The organism is Natrialba aegyptia DSM 13077, from assembly GCF_000337535.1.
Taxonomy (GTDB): Archaea; Halobacteriota; Halobacteria; order Halobacteriales; family Natrialbaceae; genus Natrialba; species Natrialba aegyptia.
Window position 1 is genome coordinate 443,168 of sequence record NZ_AOIP01000015.1, and the last position, 19,121, is coordinate 462,288.

Consider the following 19,121-nt stretch of genomic DNA (forward strand, 5'->3'; position numbering starts at 1 on the left):
GAATCTGCAAAAACACTTATTTAGCTGACTATCACTGTCACGACTATGCCCAGAACGGACGGCGGAGCCTCCCGTCTCGAGACCGCGGCCGACACCGACCGCGCCACCGAGCGCAACGGCCCGGCCTCGAACGCGGACGGAGACGCCATCGCGAACGTCACCGTCGACCCCGCAAGCGTCGACCGCGCAACCGAACTCGTGTCGCTGGACGCCGAGGACGAGGCCCGACTCGACTCGCTATCACACATCTTCGAGAGTGCTCGGTCGGAGCTCCCCGAAGACGCCGTCGAGGCCGCCTGTCGCCATCCCGCGGTCTCGACCGCCCTCGACCAACAGCCCGACGCGAGCACGCGCGACCTCGAAGCCGCGCAGTCGGCGCTAATTGACGGTCTCGAAGGGGGCCGAACCGACGCTGCGTTCTTCGACGACCGGCTGTCGAGTCCAGCCATCGCGACCCTCCTCGCGGCCGGCCCCGACGCCTACATCGGCTCGTTCGGTGCCATCTACGAGACGCTCCTCGCCGAACTCGGTGCCGACGTGAAAGCCGAGTTCGGGAGCGCGGGTGGAGACGGTGTGCCGGGTGGCGATCGTAATCGTAATCGTGACCGTGACGACGACACCGGCTCCGTCGATGCTGCCGGCGGTGACGCCGTCGACGACGCCGTCGACGCGGTGGTCGATCGAACGCTCTCGCTGCTGCGCCTGACCCTGGTCGACCAGCAACTCGCGATACGCTCATACGCGAGCGCCCACGAATCGCAGGTCGAGTCGTACGAACGGCAACTCGAAGAGGACGACGCCCGGCTCGCGGAGTACGAGTCCCGACTCGAGGAACAGGCCCGAACTCGCGACGACCGCGAGAATACCCACGCGCGCATTCAGGACACGCTCAGCGACGCCGCGAACTCGACCGCCGCCGTCACGGACCGGACGACCGAGATTTCCGAACTCGCGAGCGAGCAGTCGAACGCGATGAACGAGATCGCAAGCGAAGTCTCGGGCCTCTCGGCGACGGTCGAAGAGATCGCCTCGAACGCCGAGGAGGTCAGTGCGACGAGCGAACGCGCCGAGGAAATCGCGAACGACACCACGGACACGGCCGAGGAGGCCATCGACCAGATGGAAGGTGTCGAGGAAGCCACGGACGAGGTGACGGCGGACGTCGAAGACCTGCGCGAGAGCGTCCAGAAGATCGACGAGATCGTCGACGTGATCAACGACATCGCCGATCAGACGAACCTCCTCGCGCTGAACGCCTCGATCGAGGCGGCGACGGCGGGCGAGGCCGGTGACGGCTTCGCCGTCGTCGCAAACGAGGTCAAGTCCCTCGCCGAAGAGTCCCAAGAGGAGGCAAAGAACATCGAGCGGATGATCGGGCAGATCCAGAACGATACCGAGGAAACAGTCGAAAGCCTCGATACGGCGAACGAGCGCGTCTCGACCGGCGTCGATCTGGTCGAAGAGACGGTCGACAATCTCGAACGGATCGAAGACTCGGTCCAGGAGGCGAGTACCGGCATCCAGGAGGTCGCGACGGCAACCGACGACCAGGCCGCGAGCACCGAGGAGGTCGCGAGCATGACCGACACCGCGATGGAACAGTCCCAGCAGGTCGTCGACGGCCTCGGAACGATCGACGAGCACGCGACGACGGTCGAGGACCTGCTCGAGGAGATCGAAACCGACGTCCGTCGACTCTCGACGGACGCGAACTGATCACTACCGCCCATGAGCACGACGAACACGGACGACGGCACGCAACAACCCGACGAGAGCCAGACGGACGCAACTGCGAGTGCGAGCGCACACGTCCTCGAGTTCGATCTCGGCGAGAACAGATACTGCGTCGATATCGGGTACGTCGCGGAGATCGTCAACACCGACGAGTTGACGCCGATCCCGAACACGCCGGCCCACGTCGAGGGCGTGATGGATCTGCGCGGCGAGACCACGAAAATCGTGAATTTGCGGACGATTTTCGGCGAGGACGCCGGCGATGAACTCGGGAGTCGGATCATCGTCTTCAAGCGAAAGCGCGGGTCGACGGATCGGATCGGGTGGCTCGCGGACGAGGTCCACCAGGTTCGACAGCTGGAGACGGACGCCGTGGATACGTCGGTCGAGGGGGACGGGATCGCGGGGATCGTTCGCCAGGACGACGAGTTCGTCCTGTGGATCGATCCGACGGCGGTTCGGGTGTGAGTCCCTGACGCGTGGATCGGCCGCCCGAGAGCGGTACTCGATTCGGGGGTGCCGACTCCGACCGGGCGTCACCACTCGGCTGCCTGCCACCAAGTATATGATCGGATCGGCGAAAGAAGGACTTAATGCGTACGCAACGCGACGAGCAACGGGATCGGAACCGAGAGTCGGGTCCGAATGCGGATTCGGATTCGAACGGCGGAGCTGAGTTCAAGATCGACGCGACGAATCGGGGGCAGGTCGACGGGGAAGCACTCGCCGACGAAATCGGTCTCGACCGCCGCGAGATCGAGTGGCGAAAGGAGTTCACCGGCTTCGGCCCCGAAGACGCCGACCGACTCGAATCGATGGAATCGCTCTTCGACGACATCGCCGACGAAGTCGTCACGGAGTTTTACGATCACCTGCAGTCGGACGCGGCGGCGACGGCGATCATCGATAGTTCCTCGAAGTCAGTCGAGGCGCTCAAACGAACTCAGGCCGAGTATCTCAGGGATCTCGGCCGCGGCGAGTACGGCAAACAGTACGTCGAGCGCCGGGCCAGGATCGGCAAGATTCACGACATGCTCGATCTGGGACCGAAGTTCTATCTCGGCGGCTATACCATCTACTACGAGGGTATTCTCGATGCGCTCGCCGACGAGGCGAAAGCCGATATGGAAGCGGCGGCTGCCCCCGCCGGTGCGGCTGAAACCGACGTTGAAAGCGGCGTTGAAAACGGACGGAAAAGCGGGAGCGAGACTGGAGCCGAGATCGCAGGGACAATCGACGCAAGCGACAGCGACGACCCGCTCGTCCCGCTCTCGCAAGCCCGTGCGATGGTCAACGAGATGGTCGAGCACTCCCTGTCCGCGCTCAAACTGCTGAACGTCGACCAGCAGATCGCGATGGACACCTACATCACCGCCTACGCGGACGTCGAGGCTGAACTCGAGCACCGAACGCACGTCTCGCAGAACGTCCAGCAGTCCGTCACTGAACTCCGGGAGCGGTCGGCGGAGGTTTCGGACCGCTCCGGTGAGATCAGCGAGTTGGCGGCCAGCCAGTCCGACGCGATGGGTGAGATTTCGAGCGAGGTCGCGGGACTCTCGGCGACGGTCGAGGAGATCGCCTCGAACGCCGAGGAGGTCAGTGCGACGAGCGAACGCGCCGAAGAAATCGCGAACGATACCACGGACACGGCCGAGGAGGCCATCAACAAGATGGGCGTTGTCGACGAGGCGGCGGATGAGGTGACGGCGGACGTCGAGAACCTGCGCGAGAGCGTCCAGAAGATCGACGATATCGTCGACGTGATCAACGACATCGCCGATCAGACGAACCTGTTAGCGCTGAATGCCTCGATCGAAGCGGCAACGGCAGGCGAGGCCGGTGACGGCTTCGCCGTCGTCGCCAACGAGGTCAAGTCCCTCGCCGAGGAGTCCCAGGAGGAGGCGAAGAACATCGAGCGGATGATCGACCAGATCCAGGACGATACTGAGGAAACCGTCGAGAGTCTCGAAACCGCAAACGACGAAATCGAGAGCGGTGTCGAACTGGTCGAAGAAACCGTCGACAATCTTGAACGCATCGAAGAATCGGTCCAGGAGGCAAGTACCGGCATCCAGGAGGTCGCGACGGCGACCGACGATCAGGCCGCAAGCACCGAAGAGGTCGCGAGTATGACCGATACTGCAATGGACCAATCACACGAAGTCGCCGACGAAATCGAGGCGATCGTCGAGCAAAACGATCGGGTCGACGAGTTGGTCGACGAAATCGAATCGGAAGTCGACCGACTCGCACAGGACGAACTGTCGAACTCTCGTCGCCACTGAAAGGCGCTGCCAGTCAAAGCACATCTAATCGCACGACAACTGTGTGAGGAGTGTGTAAACAGTTTGAGCTGGTACTCCAGGCGGGCTCTCGAGTTCAGTTGCAGTTGGTGGCGGGGCTCACGAGTATCGAACGGAGCGGCGCGAATTGAACGGGCGGAAAGCGTCGAGCGAAGACGGGGAGAACGGAAGCTCGATGGAGAAACGAGCGGCCGAACAGCACGGCTCACTCTGCGCGCTGAACTGTCTTGGGAACATCGCCGGCACTGTCGCTATTGCCGGCGGTATCGCCCGCAGTCGGCGGCGAGTTCATCGGAGCGGCCGGTGCGGTATCGCCGAGTGCAGCCGCGCTCTCGAGAACCAGGCTGCCGAAGCCGGCGAGCCAGACGATATCGAGGTACGTCGCGAGCGTCTGGCCGACGAACGCGTCGGTAAACGCGAGGTTTTGCTCGGACAGCATCCCCGTCACGAGGAGGCCGACGAACACGAGGACGGTCAGTTTTTTGAGTCGGGTGTACAGCAGCGTTCGTTCACTGCCAGTTCGTTTCTCACCGGGTGCGAGCGGCCCGTACAGCACGCCGGCCAGTGCGATCACGCCGGCCACGATGACGAGCGAGACGAGCGTTCCGGCGCGCCCGCCGAGAATCCAACTCGCCACCGTCGCCCAGAGACTGATCAGAATCGCGCCGAACGCCGCCAACGTGTACCGGCGGTCTGCACCCGAAACGGCACCGAGGACGTAACAAACCGTTCCCCAGGCGATCGAGTACCCCAGAAACCGTGCGATGGACTCCTCGCGACCGGTCGTCGTCACGGTCAGCAGCTCCGCAGCCATGAGCAGATACGCCGCGCACATCGCAGCGCACGCACCGACGACCGCGTAGCCGTACCGTCGCGAGTTCACCGCGAGCCGACGCGTCCGGACGAGGAAGCCGACGGTCATCGCCGCGAGGATCGCACTCGTTAGCGTGAAGGTGGTGGTGTGTTCGATCATCGGCACTCGTCAGTCGTCACCCGCGCCGGGGACGCCAGCCGCGGCCGGCGTCGCACCGGTCTGTCTCCCGATCGTGAACGTCGCAAGCAGTTCGTTCAGCCGCTGTGCCTGCTCGTCGAGGTCGCCCGCCATCGACGAGACGTTCTCGGTCGTCGCCGTCGTCTCCTCGGCTGCAGCCGCGACCTGTTCGGACTGGCTACTCGTCTCCGCCGAGACGCTGGTCACGTCGTCGACGATCGTCGCGAGTTCCTGGGCTGAACTCGCCTGGTCGTCTGCAGTCTGGGCGATTTCCTGAATGCTCGCGTCCATCTGATCCGCTTCCGTGGTGATCGTTTCGAGCTGGGATTGGAGTTCCTCGACGCGCGTTGCGGTCATCTTGATGTTCGAGTCGACCGTCGTAATCTCGTCTGCAGTCGTCTCGGTTCGGTCGCGGATCGATTCGAGCGTGCCCTCGATTTCGTCGACGGCGTCCATCGTCTCCTCGGCGAGGGCCTTGATCTCGTTGGCGACGACGGCGAAGCCGTTACCGCTCTCGTTCGCGCGGGCCGCTTCGACGTTCGCGTTCAGCGCGAGAAGGTTCGTCTGGTCGGCGATGTCGTCGATGAGCGAGATGACTTCGCCGATCTGATCCGCCTCGCGGTTGAGTTCGTCGACGGTCCCGACGACGCGTTCGGTCGTCGCAACCAGTTCGTCGATGTTGTCCGCCGCGTCGGCGGCAGCGTTTTGGCCGTCGTCCGCCAGCGTCGACATCTCCTCGGACTGGGTCGCGATTTCGGAGGTCGTCGCGGCGACTTCTTCGGTGGCCGCGGAAAGGTCACTGACCTCGCTTGCCGCAACTTCGAGGTCGTCGGTTTGTCCCGTCGCTCCGTCCGCGATCTCCTGGACCGACTCGGCGACTTCCTGGCTGGCTGCGCGGATCTGCTGGCTCGAGCCCTGGAGATCCGCGGACATCTCATCGACCGTCTCGCTCGTCTCCTGAACCTCGATGACGACATCGCCGATCTGGTCGAGCATCCGATTGAACGAGTCGGCGATCGCTTGCATAGCCTCGTCGTCGACCTGCGGATCGAGGCGCTGGCTGAGATCGCCGTCGGCACACTCGTCCATCACGGCCGAAAAGCGCTGTGCCTCCTCGACGAGGAGGTGGTTCTGGCGCTCGGCCTGGTGCTGGAGGTCTTGAATCCGCTCTCGCTCGGCCTCCAACTGTTCGGCCTGCTTCTCGGCCTCTTGCTGGGCCGTTTGCGCCCGCTCTCGTTCGCTTTCCATGTCCTTGAGCGTCGTCTCGAGGGAGTCACGCATCGTCCCAACCGACCCGTATAGGCGGCCGATCTCGTCGACGCGATCGGTTTCTACGTCCACGTCGAACTCGCCGTCACCGATCCGCTCGGCGCTATCACCGAGTTGGCGAAGTGCGAGCGCGACGTTGCCGCCGAGGACGATCCCGACGAGCCCGAGATTGACCGAGAAAACGACCAGTAATCCGGTCAGCGCGGCGATGGCTCGGTCCTGGACTCCGTCCGCCGGCCCGTTGACGATGTGGAGTCCGAACAGCACTCCGAATCCGATCGTCACAGCGGCGACACAGCCCATCGCGACGGCTATTTTGACACTATACTGGCGTCGAATCGTCGTTGGTATCAGTGAATCGAGTTGCATCCCGTAGTCTCCTCGCAGCGGTGGTATAGGGCCCGTTCAACCGGCTGGCTGAACTGACTCTCGATAGTACCGTATCCCTCACACTCGGCGTACATAACCGTTGTTGCCAGCGACTCGGACGACGAGACACGACACCACAGGCCAGTCACTTCCCACTCGAACTACGGCAGCCTCCACGTTAGTGTCACCATCAGGTCCTCGGTATCTCGGGGCTTGCCGGCGATTTCCGCGTTGAAACTCCACCACATATATTCGAATACACATATACGAAGCAACGATTTAAGACACGTAAGACGGCTACACAGTGCCGGAAGATTATTATTGCACAAAATCTGAGAGTTACGTAGAACCGTGACTGTCGACGACTCGTTCACTGCGCTTCTCGATTATATGGAAACCGAATTGGGATTTTCGCCCAGCCACTACAACGATAGCTACCTCGACCGACGAGTCACGGCTCGACTCCGGCGAACGGAGTGTGACGACTACGACGAGTACTTCGAGTACCTCCGGGCGAATGCCGACGAACAGGCGGCGCTGCTCGATTCGATGAGTATCAACGTCACGGGCTTCTTTCGCAATCCTGAGGTCTGGGATGGGCTCCGAGACGTTCTCCGAACGCTTTCGGCGAGCGAACGGCAACTCACCATCTGGAGTGCCGCCTGTGCGGACGGGCGCGAACCCTACTCCCTCTCGATGCTCGTCCACGACGACCCTCAGATCGACGAGACCGCCGTCGAAATCCTGGCGACCGACATTAGCGAGGACGCGCTCGATGTCGCCCGCGAAGGCGTCTACGAGGACTCCCGAACGACCGACCTCGGCGGTGAACTCGGGTTCCTGTCGAACTACGAGCAGTACGTCGACCACGATCCCGACGCCGACACGTATCGCGTCCGCGAGTCGGTCAAACGATCCGTCACCTTCGAACGCCACGACCTCATCAGCGGTGCGTCGAAGTCCGGGTTCAACCTCGTGACCTGCCGGAACCTGTTCATCTACATCGACACCGAGTACAAGCGCTCGATGCTCGAGACGATCGCCCGGTCGCTTCGCCGGGACGGCTATCTCGTCATCGGCAAGAGCGAGACGATTCCACCGGCCCTCAAGTCCACGTTCGAGGCCACTGACAACCGCCATCGGATCTACCGCCGAACGTAGGACCGAGTAACGCGTTTGTTTTTCCCGCCGCCCGGATGTACTAACCCGTATTCTCGCTTCTATTATCAGATATAGAACCGGTTTATGCCCATACGGTTGTAAAGCTTATGGCCGTTCGGCAATGCAGTCGACCGAAACCGTCCTCACTCGGGCGGCACACAGGCAGTATCAGAGCCGCTACCCCCGATCATCGCGAACGCCGATCTTTCGGACTCCCCGATTCCCGTCACACGCTTGGTTTACACGCACCACCATCAACTATCNAGCCGCTACCCCCGATCATCGCGAACGCCGATCTTTCGGACTCCCCGATTCCCGTCACACGCTTGGTTTACACGCACCACCATCAACTATCACCCTCGCCCTCACCACCACTATTGCCATCACCACGGCTCTCACCGGCGCTCTCACAGCCGTGTTTATCACAGCACCCAGTGTCATTATCTTGGTCAATATCATTAAGTAATCTGAGTGTATTGACTCGTCCATGGATGTGCTGATCACGGACGATTCCGGCTTCATGCGGGATCTCCTCCGTGAAATTTTGGAGGAGGACCACACCATCGTCGGCGAGGCCGAAAACGGGGTCGAAGCCGTCGAGCTCTATCAGGAAGAACAGCCGGACATCGTCTTTATGGACATCGTGATGCCGATCAAAGACGGGATCGAGGCGACCGACGAGATCACCGATATGGACTCCACCGCAAAGGTCGTCATGTGCACCAGCGTCGAGCAGGCCGAGCAGATGAAAGACTCGATCAAAGCCGGTGCCGAAGGGTACATCACGAAACCGTTCCAGAAGGAGAGCGTCCTGGAAGAACTCAACAGCATCGCCGCCGAGTAATTCTCCATGCAAATCGACATCCGCGAGCTCGAGACCTACCAAGAGCTCGCTCACGACGGTGCCCGATCGGCCGCCGAGTCGCTCTCCCAGCTCACCGGCATCAGTACGACCGTTCAGGTGACGAACGTCTCCCTGATGGCCTCGTCGGATCTCCAGTACGAGTTCATCGGCAACGAGTACGCCGGCGTCAACATCGACCTCTCCGGCGAAATCGCGGGCGAGGTCGTCCTGGCGTTCGACGAGCAGGGACGCAAGGCCATCACGGACGAGCTCGTGCCGGCCGACGATCCGGCGAAGAAAAAGAGCAGCATCAAGGAAGTGGGCAATATCATGTCCAGCGGCTTCGTCGACGGCTGGGCGAACTACCTGAACGCGAAGATCAAGAGTTCGCCGCCGGCATACATCGAGGGGACGGGTACGGACGTGCTCCCGAAGTCCGCGACGAACGAGGAGAATTACCTGTTCGTCTTCCGAAGTCGCGTCGAGGCGTCCCACGACGGCGTTAACGAGCCGATCGACTTTCGAATCCTCCTCGTTCCCGACTCGAGTTCGCTCGAGCGGGCGTTCGAGCCGAAGACCGACGACATCGTCTCGGTGGAGAAGCTCAAGGTTTTCAACGACATGACCAAGGAGGGGGCGGAGAAAGCCGCGACGAACATCACGTCGATGACCGGCATCGATACGACCGTCGAGATCAGCCGGCTGACGCTGGTGCCGATCGAGGACATTCCGATGGAGGTCGGCAACAAGCGCTACGTCGGCACGGTTATGCCGTTCGACGGGAAATTCAGCGGGAATCTCGTGATTCTCTTCGACCAGCCCTCCGGCCGGGCCGTCGTCGATTCGCTCGTGCCGATGGAGACCGACGAGCAGTGGGGGTCCGTCGAACAGGGAGCGTTGAAAGAACTCGGCAACATCATGACCAGCGGGTTCGTCGACGGCTGGGCGAACGTGTTGAACGCCGAGATCAAGCACGAACCGCCCCAGTTCGTCGCCGACACCGGCTCCTCGATCATGACGCCGATCACGGCCCAGATGGCCGAAACCGACGACCACGCGTTCATGCTCGATTCGAACATCCAGACCAACAGCGACCAGGTGTTTACCTGTCAGATGCTCGCGCTTCCGCGCCGCGCCGAACTCAAGCAGGCGCTCGACGATCTGCTGATCGAGAACTCGGAGAATACGCGCGTGGATCCGGACGAACTCTTCGACCGCCAACGATAGCGCGTCGTTCGTCGTTTCTTCCTCTATCTTTCTCCCGGTTCGACCCGAACCTCAGGCGTTGACGTCTTCGATCCGTTCGCTCACGATAATCCGTCCCTTCGCCGTCAGCGACAGCCCGTTGCCGTTCTCGAGCACGAGGTCTTTGTTCTGGACCGAGTTCAACACGTTCGTCACGTAGGCCGGGTCGCCGTCGAGCATGTTCGTAAAGTCGATATCGCCGCCCGTCGCGTGAATGCCGACCAGCACGCGCTTTTCGGGGTTCGTCAGATCGATATCCGCCACCTCCTCGCGCAGGTCGTCGAACTCGAGGCGGAGGAATCGGCCGAGCAGGTTGACGTACTGGCTCTTGGCCGGCGAGATCAGCGAGGTTTTGGTCAGTCCGGCGTCGGTGTCGGTATCGATGTACTTGACGACCAGCGTGACGCGGTCGTCGCGGTCGCCGAGTTTGTTCGAACGCTCGATTCGCATGACGGTTTCGACATCGAAGCTGAACGTGTCGCGTTTGGTCGTGACCTCGATTTGCCGGTTCTTGATGCGGATCTTTCCCGGGACGACGGGGGTGTCTTTCACGCGACCGCCGACGCGTGACGGATGTTTGACCGCCGCCTTTCGGCCGTTGAGCAGACAGCGGAAGAGAATCGCAACGAAGGTGTCGACGGTTTCGCCCGTGCTCTCGATGACCGCGCTTCGCGTCCGCCCGTCCACGTCGTACCCGATCGTCACCGTGTCATCGAAGAACTGCTTGACGTGGCTCGGAACGTTGCCGACGTTAATATCGATCACCGTCGAGAGCGGAATCGTCGTCTTGTCGTCGTTCGTCGCGAGGACGAGCCGCCGTCTGGTCATGATGATCCGCCCCGATGTTGGCGTGGCCGGCGACTCACCGTGGTTGCGGAAAAACCGGCCAGTAAAGTCGGCGACGACGTCTTCAGTCATACACCGTTCTTCTAGGCGAAATCTCTTAGCTCTTTACACGACGGTCGCTGACGAAGCCTCACCACCGGTCACAGTCGTCGCTCGCCAGGTCGTCAGTCCGGCCGCGTCACGTGGAACGGCAGGCCTTCGACGCCGTCGCGCTGGAAGGAATCGATCGCCGAGTTCACCTCGTGATACTCCAGGATGTTCTCCTGGATCATCCGTTCGATGATGTCGGCGCGGAACTGGAGGTCGTCGTAGATGTCGCGGGTGTCGGCGTAGCCGAGCAGGGTTGCGATCTGTTCCTCCAGGACGTAGGAATTGTTCATCCCCTGGAAGACGATTTCGTCCTCGACGGGGTCCCAGTAGAACACCTGTCGGGTGACGACCCCGTCCATCTCCTCGGAGTAGCCTTCGATCTCCTGCACGCTCGTGACGCGACGGAGCACGTCGTCGCCCTGTTTCACGCGGTTCTGGAACAGCGCGACGTCGGCGTTGTCCATGAACGTCTCGGGAACGTTGATCGGGTCCCCGGTAAAGCGCTGGATCATCGAGACGATATCGCTCGCGTGGAAGGTCAGCATGACCGGGTGGCCGGTCTGGGCCGCCTGGAACGCCATGCGACCCTCCTCGCCACGAACCTCGCCCACGACGATGTACTCTGGGCGAGACCGCAGTGCAGCCTCGACCAGATTGAACATGTCGACGTCCGCGCTGTCCTCGCTGCGACTTTCCCGCGTCAGGAGCTGCTGCCAGGTGTCGTGAGGCGGCAGCACCTCGGCGGTGTCCTCCGCGGTGTAGATCTTCGAGTCGCGGGGAATGAACGTCATGATGGAGTTCAGCGTCGTCGTCTTCCCCGACGCCGTCTCGCCGACGACGAAGACGGTGCGCTCGTTCTCGAGACACAGCCAGAGGTACGCCGCCAACTCGGGCGAGAGCGTTCCCCAGTTCGTAATCTGGGTGACCGAGAGCGGTACCTCGTCGCCCTGACGGATGGTGAGGCTCGGCCCCTTCACGCTCACGTCGTCGCTGTAGATTACGTTCAGACGCGAGCCATCGGGTAGCGTGGAGTCGACGATCGGCTCGGCGTCGGTCATCGGGTTCCCGATTCGCTCGCCCATGTTGCTGAGCCAGCGATCGAACTCGTCCTGGCTGCCGAAGTCGACCGTCGTCTCGACCATGCCGTAGACGCCGTGGTCGACGTAACACTCGTTGGGGCCGATCACGTGAATGTCCTCGTTGGCCGGGTCGCGCATGACGGGTTCGAGCGGTCCCAGACCGACGATGTCCCGATTCAGTCGGTAGCGGATGTTCTCGTAGGTTTCCTGGGGGACCTCCTGAATCCCGGGGTGGAAGCGAACCTTGAGCCGCTCGACAATGTTCTCGACCGCCTCGCCCTTGATGTGGGTCGACTCGGTCAGGAGTTCCTCGATCCGGTCGCTGTACTCGGCGTCCTTCTCGGGGGCCGTCTTGCTCGCGCTTCGGCGAAGCAGCGAGTCTTTGACCGTCGAAAAGACCGATTGCTCCTCTTCCGAGAGCGTCGGTTCGACGGCGAAGTACTGCATCTTCGTCCCGACATCGCCGTAGATATGGCTGTAGATCGGTCCACCGACCGGATACAGCACGTTCGGATGTGACGTCTCGTACTCGGCGGAGGGCTCGTCGATCAACAGCGGGAACTCGCCCGTGATCTGTCTGAACTTCTTTAGGTGCTCGCGGAGGTGCGGGCGACGCGCGGCCAACTCCTGAAGCTCGTCCGACGGCTTCGGCGTTCCCATTTCGGTCATGCGACCGTCACCCTCTAGGCAACACTCCGGTTCTCGATCACGATTCCCGTCCCCGACCGAACCGAGTACCCGATCCGGTCGCCGACCTGTTCGCCCATGCCCGCAAAGCGCTTGATGAACAGCTGCCGGCGGATGTCGTTGCCGACTTCGATCATCTCGAGTTCGATGAAGACGTCGGCGATGGATCGGAACGGACCGATCGCTTCCTCGCCGACGGTCGAGGGGTCGACGGTCAGCACGACGATCTTGCCCTGGGAGATCACGTCTCGCAGGAACGAGATGATCTCGAGGGCGGCCTGTCGCTCCTCGTTTTGTCTGACCAGCGCTTCGAACTTCGGATCGTTGCGCAGGATGGCGTCGAAGGTGTCGATGATGATGACGTCTGCGGACCAGAGGGTGTCCTCGTCCATCAGATCGGTCAATAGATCCTGGCGCGTCTGTTCCTCCTCCGTCGAGGAGAGGACGCCGCCGCTGTCTAAGTCGCCGTGGAGGAACAACAAATTCTCGAAGAGGAGGTGTTCCTCCACGTTGTAGTTCAGCGAGTCCATCTGCTCGACGAAGCCTTTGACCTCGAGTTCGGTCGAGAGAAAGGTAACTGACTTGCCGGTCTCACAGAGCCCGTAGGTGAACCGCTGTGAGATGGCGCTCTTGCCGGCACCGTAGTCGCCTTCCATCAGTACGATACTCCCGGTCGGGATACCGCCGCCGAGTTCCTTGTTCAGTCGGTCGCGGTCGTCTAAGCCGAGTGAGAAGATGTTTTTAAACTGACTCATCGTCGTCTCGTCTCCTTACTGCTGGTGGGTGTGGTCGTCGGTGGTGCGTTCGGTGTCGGACACGCGGTCGTCGTGAGTGTGGCCGTGCGTACGGTCGCGATCACGATCGCGAGGCCGGTCGTGCTCGAGATCCTCCGGCGCGAGCAGGAGTTTGATGCGTTCTACCTGCCAGCCGTCGAGATCTGCCGGCTCGTCGGAGACGAGGGGCTTTGCGGGTTGGGCCCGGTCGGCTCGCCCGCCAGCGCCCCGTCCGGCGTTTCCGCGGGTGTCACACAGTCGCGCGCCGGACGCCGACAGTACGACGTCGGAATCGACCCAGATCATCTGTCCGCCGTCGGCCACCTCGGGCTCGGCGAGTTCCGTTCGCTGCCCGTCCGACGGTGAGTGGGTCATCGACTCGGTGCCGACGGACGGCTCGGCCCCGCCGGTCTCTACGGACTCCGTGGAGTCCGCGGAGTCCTCGGCCTCTTCGATGAAGATCTTCTGTGCATCGTTGGTTTCGAGATCGGCCGCGTCCGCGCGTTCACCCTGCTCGGGCTCGTCCGACCGCTCGCGGGCGCGGGACGGTTCGTCAGTCAGTGGCCCCGTCGCCTCGTCGGCGACGTCGTCCCCGTCCGCACCGAACGGATCGGTGCCCGCATCCGGATCGAGCGGTTCGTCCGTGGTGAACTCGAGTTCGAGATCGTCGTTCTCGTCGGCAGTGGCGTCGTCGGTTGCTTCGGTGGCAGTGTCGCCATCGACATCACCCTCGGCATCGACTTCGAGTTCGATCTCCGTCTCGTTGCTGTCGCCGGGAGCCACGTCAGTTTCCTCGTCGAACGCCAGTTCCTCGTCTGCGGCCGCAACTGCTGTGTCACCTTCTGTATCCGCTGGTGGAACGTCGGTTGGTGCTCCTTCGACTGCGACAGGGTCGTCCACCGGCTCTTCGTCCGTTCCCGTCGATTCGGGCTGGTGCTGTTCGGCTGCGGCCATCGCCTGTTGGACCGCAATTCCCTCCGCGTCGACCCACTCGTCGAACGGTCGCCGTTTCTTTTCCGGCGTCGCGATCTGGCTGATCCACCACAGGCTGCGCTTGTGATCGACGCCGAGCGAGGAGTGGGGGTCCGGATCGCCGATATCCGGCCCGCCGCCGAATCCGTTCAACACCGTCTGGAGGTGCGATTCGACCGACCCGCTCACCCAGTGAATCGAGCTGTAAAACCGGAGCGTCCGGGCCGCGCCGTTGAGGCCGAGTTCGTCGACGAGATATTCGAGCCAATCCATCACGACGAACTCGGTGTCGTACTCGGAGGGGATCGTCTCCAGATACGGCCGGCCGCCGTCGTCCCACGGAGCGACGGTGTCGGCCGCCGCGTTCCGAGACGGGCCATCCGCCTCCTCGATCGGACCGTCCGCAGCCTCGATCGCTGAGTCATCCGCAGACTCCGTCGTTTCCGCGTCCGCCGCCGCTTCCCCCTCGTCGAATCCGAGGTCGTCGGCACCGGTCTCGGGATCGGATTCAGGTTCCATCGGGGGCTCGGTCTCGTCCATTTCAAGCGCCGGAGACCCATTGCCTTCGTCAGCCGTCTCCTCGCCGGCCCCAGCCTCCTCATCCCAGCTTGCGTCGCCCGACTCGTACTCGGATTTCAACTCGTCGAACGAGAGATCCCCGTCACCGCCCGTCTCACCGTCCGAATCCGAATCGTCGTCTCCTTCTGAATCCATACTCAGATCGTCCTCCAGATCGCCGTCTTCCTCGAAGTCGGCCCCGTCCTCGTCGTCGATGATGCTCTCGTCGAGGAACTCGTCGGCTTCGGCACTCGCGATGTCGTCATCGATCGCCTCGTCTTCCACCTCGTCGCCGGAACTGTCGAAAAGGCTCTCGCCGCCGAAGTCGCCGCTTCCGGGGGCACCGCCACCGGGACCGGCGGTCATCGAATCCGTCAGCGAATCGCCCTCGACGAAGGGGTTTACCCCCTGAGTGACCATCTCGTACACCTCGAGCAACTTGCGGATGTTCTCCTCGATATCGTCGAGTGACTCGCTGATTTTCTCGTTCTCGCTTTGAACCGTATTCACCGTCGACGACAGCGATCCAACGTTGTTTTCCATCTCCTCGACACGGGATTCGATCTCGCTCGAGACGCCACCGCCACCACCGTCCATGGCGTCCATCTCGCCCATCTCACCCATCTCACCCATCTCACCCATCTCGTCGAGCGACATCGACTCGTCGTCGAGGAACTCGTCTCCACCGTCACCGAGATCGCCGTCGTCAAAGAGATCACCGTCGCCGCTTCCCTCACCACCGCCACCGCTGCCGCCACTGCTCCCGCCAACGCTCTCGTCCGTTCGCGTCCCGGGCATCAACTCGTCGTCACTCATACTACCGGCGAGGTCACCACCGACCAGGTCATCACTGCCGTTCCCGGAGCCCGAGCGGTCGTCGCCGTCTCCGAGTATATTTCCGATTATCGAGAGTACCATGGTGAACCCGTTCTGCTAGCGTCGTTCGTCCTCGCTCTCATCGCCACCTGCTGCCGGCCGCCGAGCTGCACTCGGCGATCAGCTCGCCGCTCACGGTGGCACCAAGTCGTCATTCAAGGAAACTATAACAACCTACGTATTAAGTAATTGTGGCCGATCCGACAGCCGAGACGGCCGCACCACTCCCCGGACAGGCGCTGTCCCTGCTCCTGTACTCGCTTACCGTTCTCATGTGGTCACACCACACTCACGCAACCCCACCACACTCACACGGCCACACCACCACATCACACTGCTGAACTCGTCTCGCTGAACTCCGTTCTCACACGTTTCAACCCGAACAAAGGTTTCTTTTTCGTTGACGTGGTACACCCAGTATCGATCGTTCCATGACAGATAGTAACGAGGGTGACACACCGGACCCGAAGGAAAACGCGGACGTTCCGCCCGTCCTCCCCGGCGAACAACCATCGGGAACCAAAGGCGGCGGCGCGCTTTCCCCCGAAGACCTCGACTTTACCGACAGCCCCTACGTCGCCGAAGTCTCCGACAGTCGCTACGTCGTCTCCGCCGACCACTCCCCGCCCGACGTCACAGAACAGTCGTCTCCATCAGCACCGCGCCAAGACAGTTCGCAGCCCCAAACGCACTCGCAATCCCACAAACAGGGGCAACCGCAAAACCACCCATCACAGCCAGCCCGAGAGCAAGAGCAACAGCAAACCCAAACCCAAGAACCAGGCCAGCAACCCCCCGACACACAACCACAACGTCAACCGCAGTCACAACCACAGTCACAATCGCAACCACAACAGCCCCCATCACAGCCACAGCAACACCACCCCCAACACCCACCCAGCCCCGAACACGCCCGCTCGATCCTCGCCGCTGAACTCGAACGAAGCGACGCTCGGCTCGCAGTCGACATCGTCGCACAGTTCGGCACCGATACGGTTCGCCACCGAACGGCGTCGGACGACGTCGTCGGAACCTTCGACAACCTCGTCCTCTGGTATGCACAGCACGTCGCGCGCAAAACACCCACGATGCAAACAGCATCGTTACTGCTCTCAAAATCCGAGTTCTCACCCACAATCACGCCCTCGCAGGTTCGAGAGGCCGCCGTAAACAACGGACTAGACGAGTCGGCGACGATCGGCGAGTTCATCGCTGAACTCGAGTAACGACGGATCCAGACGCCGTTGCGTAGAGCCGTCGTCTCCGGGACCGATCTCGACAGTTCGTCTCACCGGTCCGGGCGTCTCCATCCTCGAAGCTCCCTCTTTCGTTCTAGCCACCGTTCAGAAAGATAACTGCACCCATAAACAGGGACAACAGAATCGAGAATCCAAAGAGCAACAGTCCGCTCTGTATTGATTCGATACCGCGATCGGCCGTCGAAAATCGAAGGTGGTCGTCCGTCATCTTCCCGTCTCGGTCGTCGTTTCGGCGGAACCATGAATTGTCTTTCGGCCGGCAGCGGCGGCCCGAGACCGACGGGGAGGCGACGGTTTCGATCAGAGATCGACGGAAATCAGCACGTCGACCAGTCGTTCCGTAAGCGTCCCCGTGATCGAACCGATCCAGAGCAGTACCGCGAAGTGAATGTAGGAGTTCCCGAAGTGGCCGCCGTCGGCGACGCGAAGGACGAGCGACGAAATGAACGCGTTGAAGATCAGGACGAGGACGATCAGATACCGGAGAATAGGCACGTTATACTGGTCGGTGTGGACGAGCGAGCCGCCTGCAACCTGTCCCTCCAGGTCAATGTTGAAACTCGACAGCATGAGCGCCAACTCGAGACCCATGAAGAACGCGAACGCCGAGGCGGCCGTGATCCCGTAGATGACGCCGACCAACGTCGTCGTCTGTTGCTTTCGCTCCTCGCGCAGGTTGATGATCGCGCTCATATTCGAGCTGATGAGTTCGCCGAGTCGCTTCGGTCCGCCGCCCATCTCCCGGCCGATCAGGTACATCTCGCTGAACTTCTGTATCAAGAACGTATTCGCGTCGCCGGTAAAGTACCGCCAGGATTTCTCGGTGCTCAGGCGCATGTTCAATCGGCGATAGAGGTCGTCGATGTTCTCGGTAAGCGGCCCGAAGTCCTGCGTCCGGAGCGTCGCGAGCACCTCGGTAGTCGTGCTCTGTTTTGCACTCTCGCTCGTCCCCAGCGCCCGGATAAAGTTCGGAAACGCCCGATCCCGATCGAAAACCTGCCGCTCCTCGTACCAGAAGACCGTGCCGGGAATCAAGAGCGGAAGCGTCGCGATCGGCATGTAAAGCAGCGACGGGAGCGCGTGGATCGGAACCGCGCTCGCGCCCGGGACGAGATCGAAAAGCAGCGCGACCATACCGACGATGAGGAGACCGCTCAGACCGAGTCCGACCACGGTCGATCCGAGGATCCGTTTCTTCGTCGCAGTTCGATACCCGTCCTCGAGGTACCAGATCGGGTCGTCGGGCACGACGGCACGGATCACGAAGAAGAACCCGACCTGGATGAACACGAACAGGACGATCACGATGCTCGTCGTCAGCGTCGGATCGTTTCCGGTCAACAGCGGCAGAACGATCGCGAACACGAGTGCGAACGTCATCGAGATGATCAGCGAGAGATAGAGATCCTTCAACACGTCCAGATTTCCGAGCGATTGCTGGTAGACCGTCGAGTACTTCTCGACGAGAACGTCCTGTTCCTGGTGGAGGAACTCGCCGAGTTCCTGGCCGGCACCGAGTGTGTAGGCCATCCGTTCGAGCAGATCAGCGACGGATTCGCTCGGTACGGCTTTCGCCCGACGGCGACACGCATCGCCGAGACTCAGATGCCAGACATCGACGAGGTCGACGATGCGCTGAATCTCGTCTGCGAGTTCACCGTACTCCTCTTCGCGTGCGAGTTGGCGCAGGACCTCCATCCGGTCTATGTTCGTCGTCGAGAGGATGGTCATGTGGATGACGAACAGGTGAAACCGATTCTCCATCTCGATGCGGCGCTGGTCGACGGCCAGTCTGGGATAGCCGATCGCAGCGAAGAAGATGAGCAGGCCGAGGACCGGAATCAGGAGTTTGACGAGGAGAAAGGCGTCGAGAACGACGGCGATACCGATCGTCGCGAGAAAGAACAAAAATGCCGGCAGCAAGACGCCGGGCACGTACAGCCGTGCCGGGAGATCCATCTCGTCGTACGCCTGAATGATGGACTTGCTGAGGTCGTTTATCGCCGCTGTGTTGTCCGCAATACCCATGTGCGTGATTCCGATTTCCGCTCCATCGAGTGGCCGT

General features: G+C 61.8%; 16 protein-coding genes. 7 read left to right on the forward strand and 9 right to left on the reverse strand.

What is annotated here, in order from left to right:
• Positions 1-45: 45 nt before the first annotated feature.
• The 3 genes from C480_RS06150 to C480_RS06160 all read left to right on the forward strand — a co-directional run bounded on the left by C480_RS06150 (position 46) and on the right by C480_RS06160 (position 4,019).
• On the forward strand, positions 46-1,716 hold the full coding sequence (locus tag C480_RS06150; RefSeq protein ID WP_006664759.1) for a globin-coupled sensor protein: 1,671 nt from the start codon (positions 46-48) through the stop codon (positions 1,714-1,716).
• 12 nt (positions 1,717-1,728) lie between these two features.
• Entirely contained in the window at positions 1,729-2,202 is a 474-nt protein-coding gene (locus C480_RS06155; RefSeq protein WP_006664760.1) for a chemotaxis protein CheW, read from the forward strand.
• A 125-nt stretch (positions 2,203-2,327) separates the two neighbouring features.
• On the forward strand, positions 2,328-4,019 hold the full coding sequence (locus C480_RS06160; RefSeq protein ID WP_006664761.1) for a globin-coupled sensor protein: 1,692 nt from the start codon (positions 2,328-2,330) through the stop codon (positions 4,017-4,019).
• A 223-nt stretch (positions 4,020-4,242) separates the two neighbouring features.
• Here the strand turns inward: C480_RS06160 and C480_RS06165 are convergent, their stop codons facing one another.
• On the reverse strand, positions 4,243-5,010 hold the full coding sequence (locus C480_RS06165; protein ID WP_006664762.1) for a bacteriorhodopsin: 768 nt from the start codon (positions 5,008-5,010) through the stop codon (positions 4,243-4,245).
• Positions 5,011-5,019: 9 nt separating this feature from the next.
• Positions 5,020-6,666: a methyl-accepting chemotaxis protein gene (locus C480_RS06170; protein ID WP_006664763.1), complete on the reverse strand. Its 1,647-nt coding sequence runs from the start codon at positions 6,664-6,666 to the stop codon at positions 5,020-5,022.
• Between the two features lie 351 nt (positions 6,667-7,017).
• Between C480_RS06170 and C480_RS06175 the strand changes: the two genes are divergently transcribed.
• A complete protein-coding gene (locus C480_RS06175) occupies positions 7,018-7,827 on the forward strand; it encodes a CheR family methyltransferase (protein ID WP_006664764.1) in 810 nt (269 codons plus the stop codon).
• A gap of 318 nt (positions 7,828-8,145) precedes the next feature.
• Here C480_RS06175 and C480_RS23430 read toward each other — a convergent pair whose 3' ends face one another.
• Entirely contained in the window at positions 8,146-8,316 is a 171-nt protein-coding gene (locus tag C480_RS23430) for a hypothetical protein (protein WP_160164247.1), read from the reverse strand.
• Between C480_RS23430 and cheY the strand changes: the two genes are divergently transcribed.
• Complete coding sequence (cheY, locus tag C480_RS06180; protein WP_006664765.1) at positions 8,315-8,671, forward strand: chemotaxis protein CheY; 357 nt, start codon at positions 8,315-8,317, stop codon at positions 8,669-8,671. The genes C480_RS23430 and cheY overlap by 2 nt on opposite strands.
• Positions 8,672-8,677: 6 nt before the next feature.
• Positions 8,678-9,898 (forward strand): chemotaxis protein CheC, encoded by a 1,221-nt coding sequence (locus C480_RS06185; RefSeq protein WP_006664766.1) that lies wholly within the window; start codon positions 8,678-8,680, stop codon positions 9,896-9,898.
• Positions 9,899-9,949: 51 nt separating this feature from the next.
• Here the strand turns inward: C480_RS06185 and C480_RS06190 are convergent, their stop codons facing one another.
• From C480_RS06190 to C480_RS06205, 4 genes are all read right to left on the reverse strand, one after another.
• Complete coding sequence (locus C480_RS06190) at positions 9,950-10,834, reverse strand: CheF family chemotaxis protein (protein ID WP_006664767.1); 885 nt, start codon at positions 10,832-10,834, stop codon at positions 9,950-9,952.
• A 92-nt stretch (positions 10,835-10,926) separates the two neighbouring features.
• Positions 10,927-12,600 (reverse strand): type II/IV secretion system ATPase subunit, encoded by a 1,674-nt coding sequence (locus tag C480_RS06195; protein WP_006664768.1) that lies wholly within the window; start codon positions 12,598-12,600, stop codon positions 10,927-10,929.
• A 14-nt stretch (positions 12,601-12,614) separates the two neighbouring features.
• Positions 12,615-13,373, reverse strand: a complete 759-nt coding sequence (locus tag C480_RS06200; RefSeq protein WP_006110327.1) for an ATPase domain-containing protein — start codon at positions 13,371-13,373, stop codon at positions 12,615-12,617.
• Positions 13,374-13,388: 15 nt separating this feature from the next.
• The gene (locus tag C480_RS06205) at positions 13,389-15,839 is read right to left on the reverse strand and encodes a FlaD/FlaE family flagellar protein (protein WP_006664769.1); all 2,451 of its coding nucleotides are present in this window, start codon (positions 15,837-15,839) and stop codon (positions 13,389-13,391) included.
• A gap of 389 nt (positions 15,840-16,228) precedes the next feature.
• On the opposite strand from C480_RS06205, the gene C480_RS06210 reads away from it, so the two are divergent.
• Positions 16,229-17,023 (forward strand): DUF7500 family protein, encoded by a 795-nt coding sequence (locus C480_RS06210; RefSeq protein WP_006664770.1) that lies wholly within the window; start codon positions 16,229-16,231, stop codon positions 17,021-17,023.
• 106 nt (positions 17,024-17,129) lie between these two features.
• Here C480_RS06210 and C480_RS24495 read toward each other — a convergent pair whose 3' ends face one another.
• Positions 17,130-17,264 (reverse strand): hypothetical protein, encoded by a 135-nt coding sequence (locus tag C480_RS24495; RefSeq protein ID WP_275040126.1) that lies wholly within the window; start codon positions 17,262-17,264, stop codon positions 17,130-17,132.
• Between the two features lie 92 nt (positions 17,265-17,356).
• Positions 17,357-19,084, reverse strand: coding sequence for an archaellar assembly protein FlaJ (gene flaJ, locus C480_RS06215; protein ID WP_006664771.1), 1,728 nt, complete (start codon positions 19,082-19,084; stop codon positions 17,357-17,359).
• Positions 19,085-19,121 lie beyond the last annotated feature (37 nt).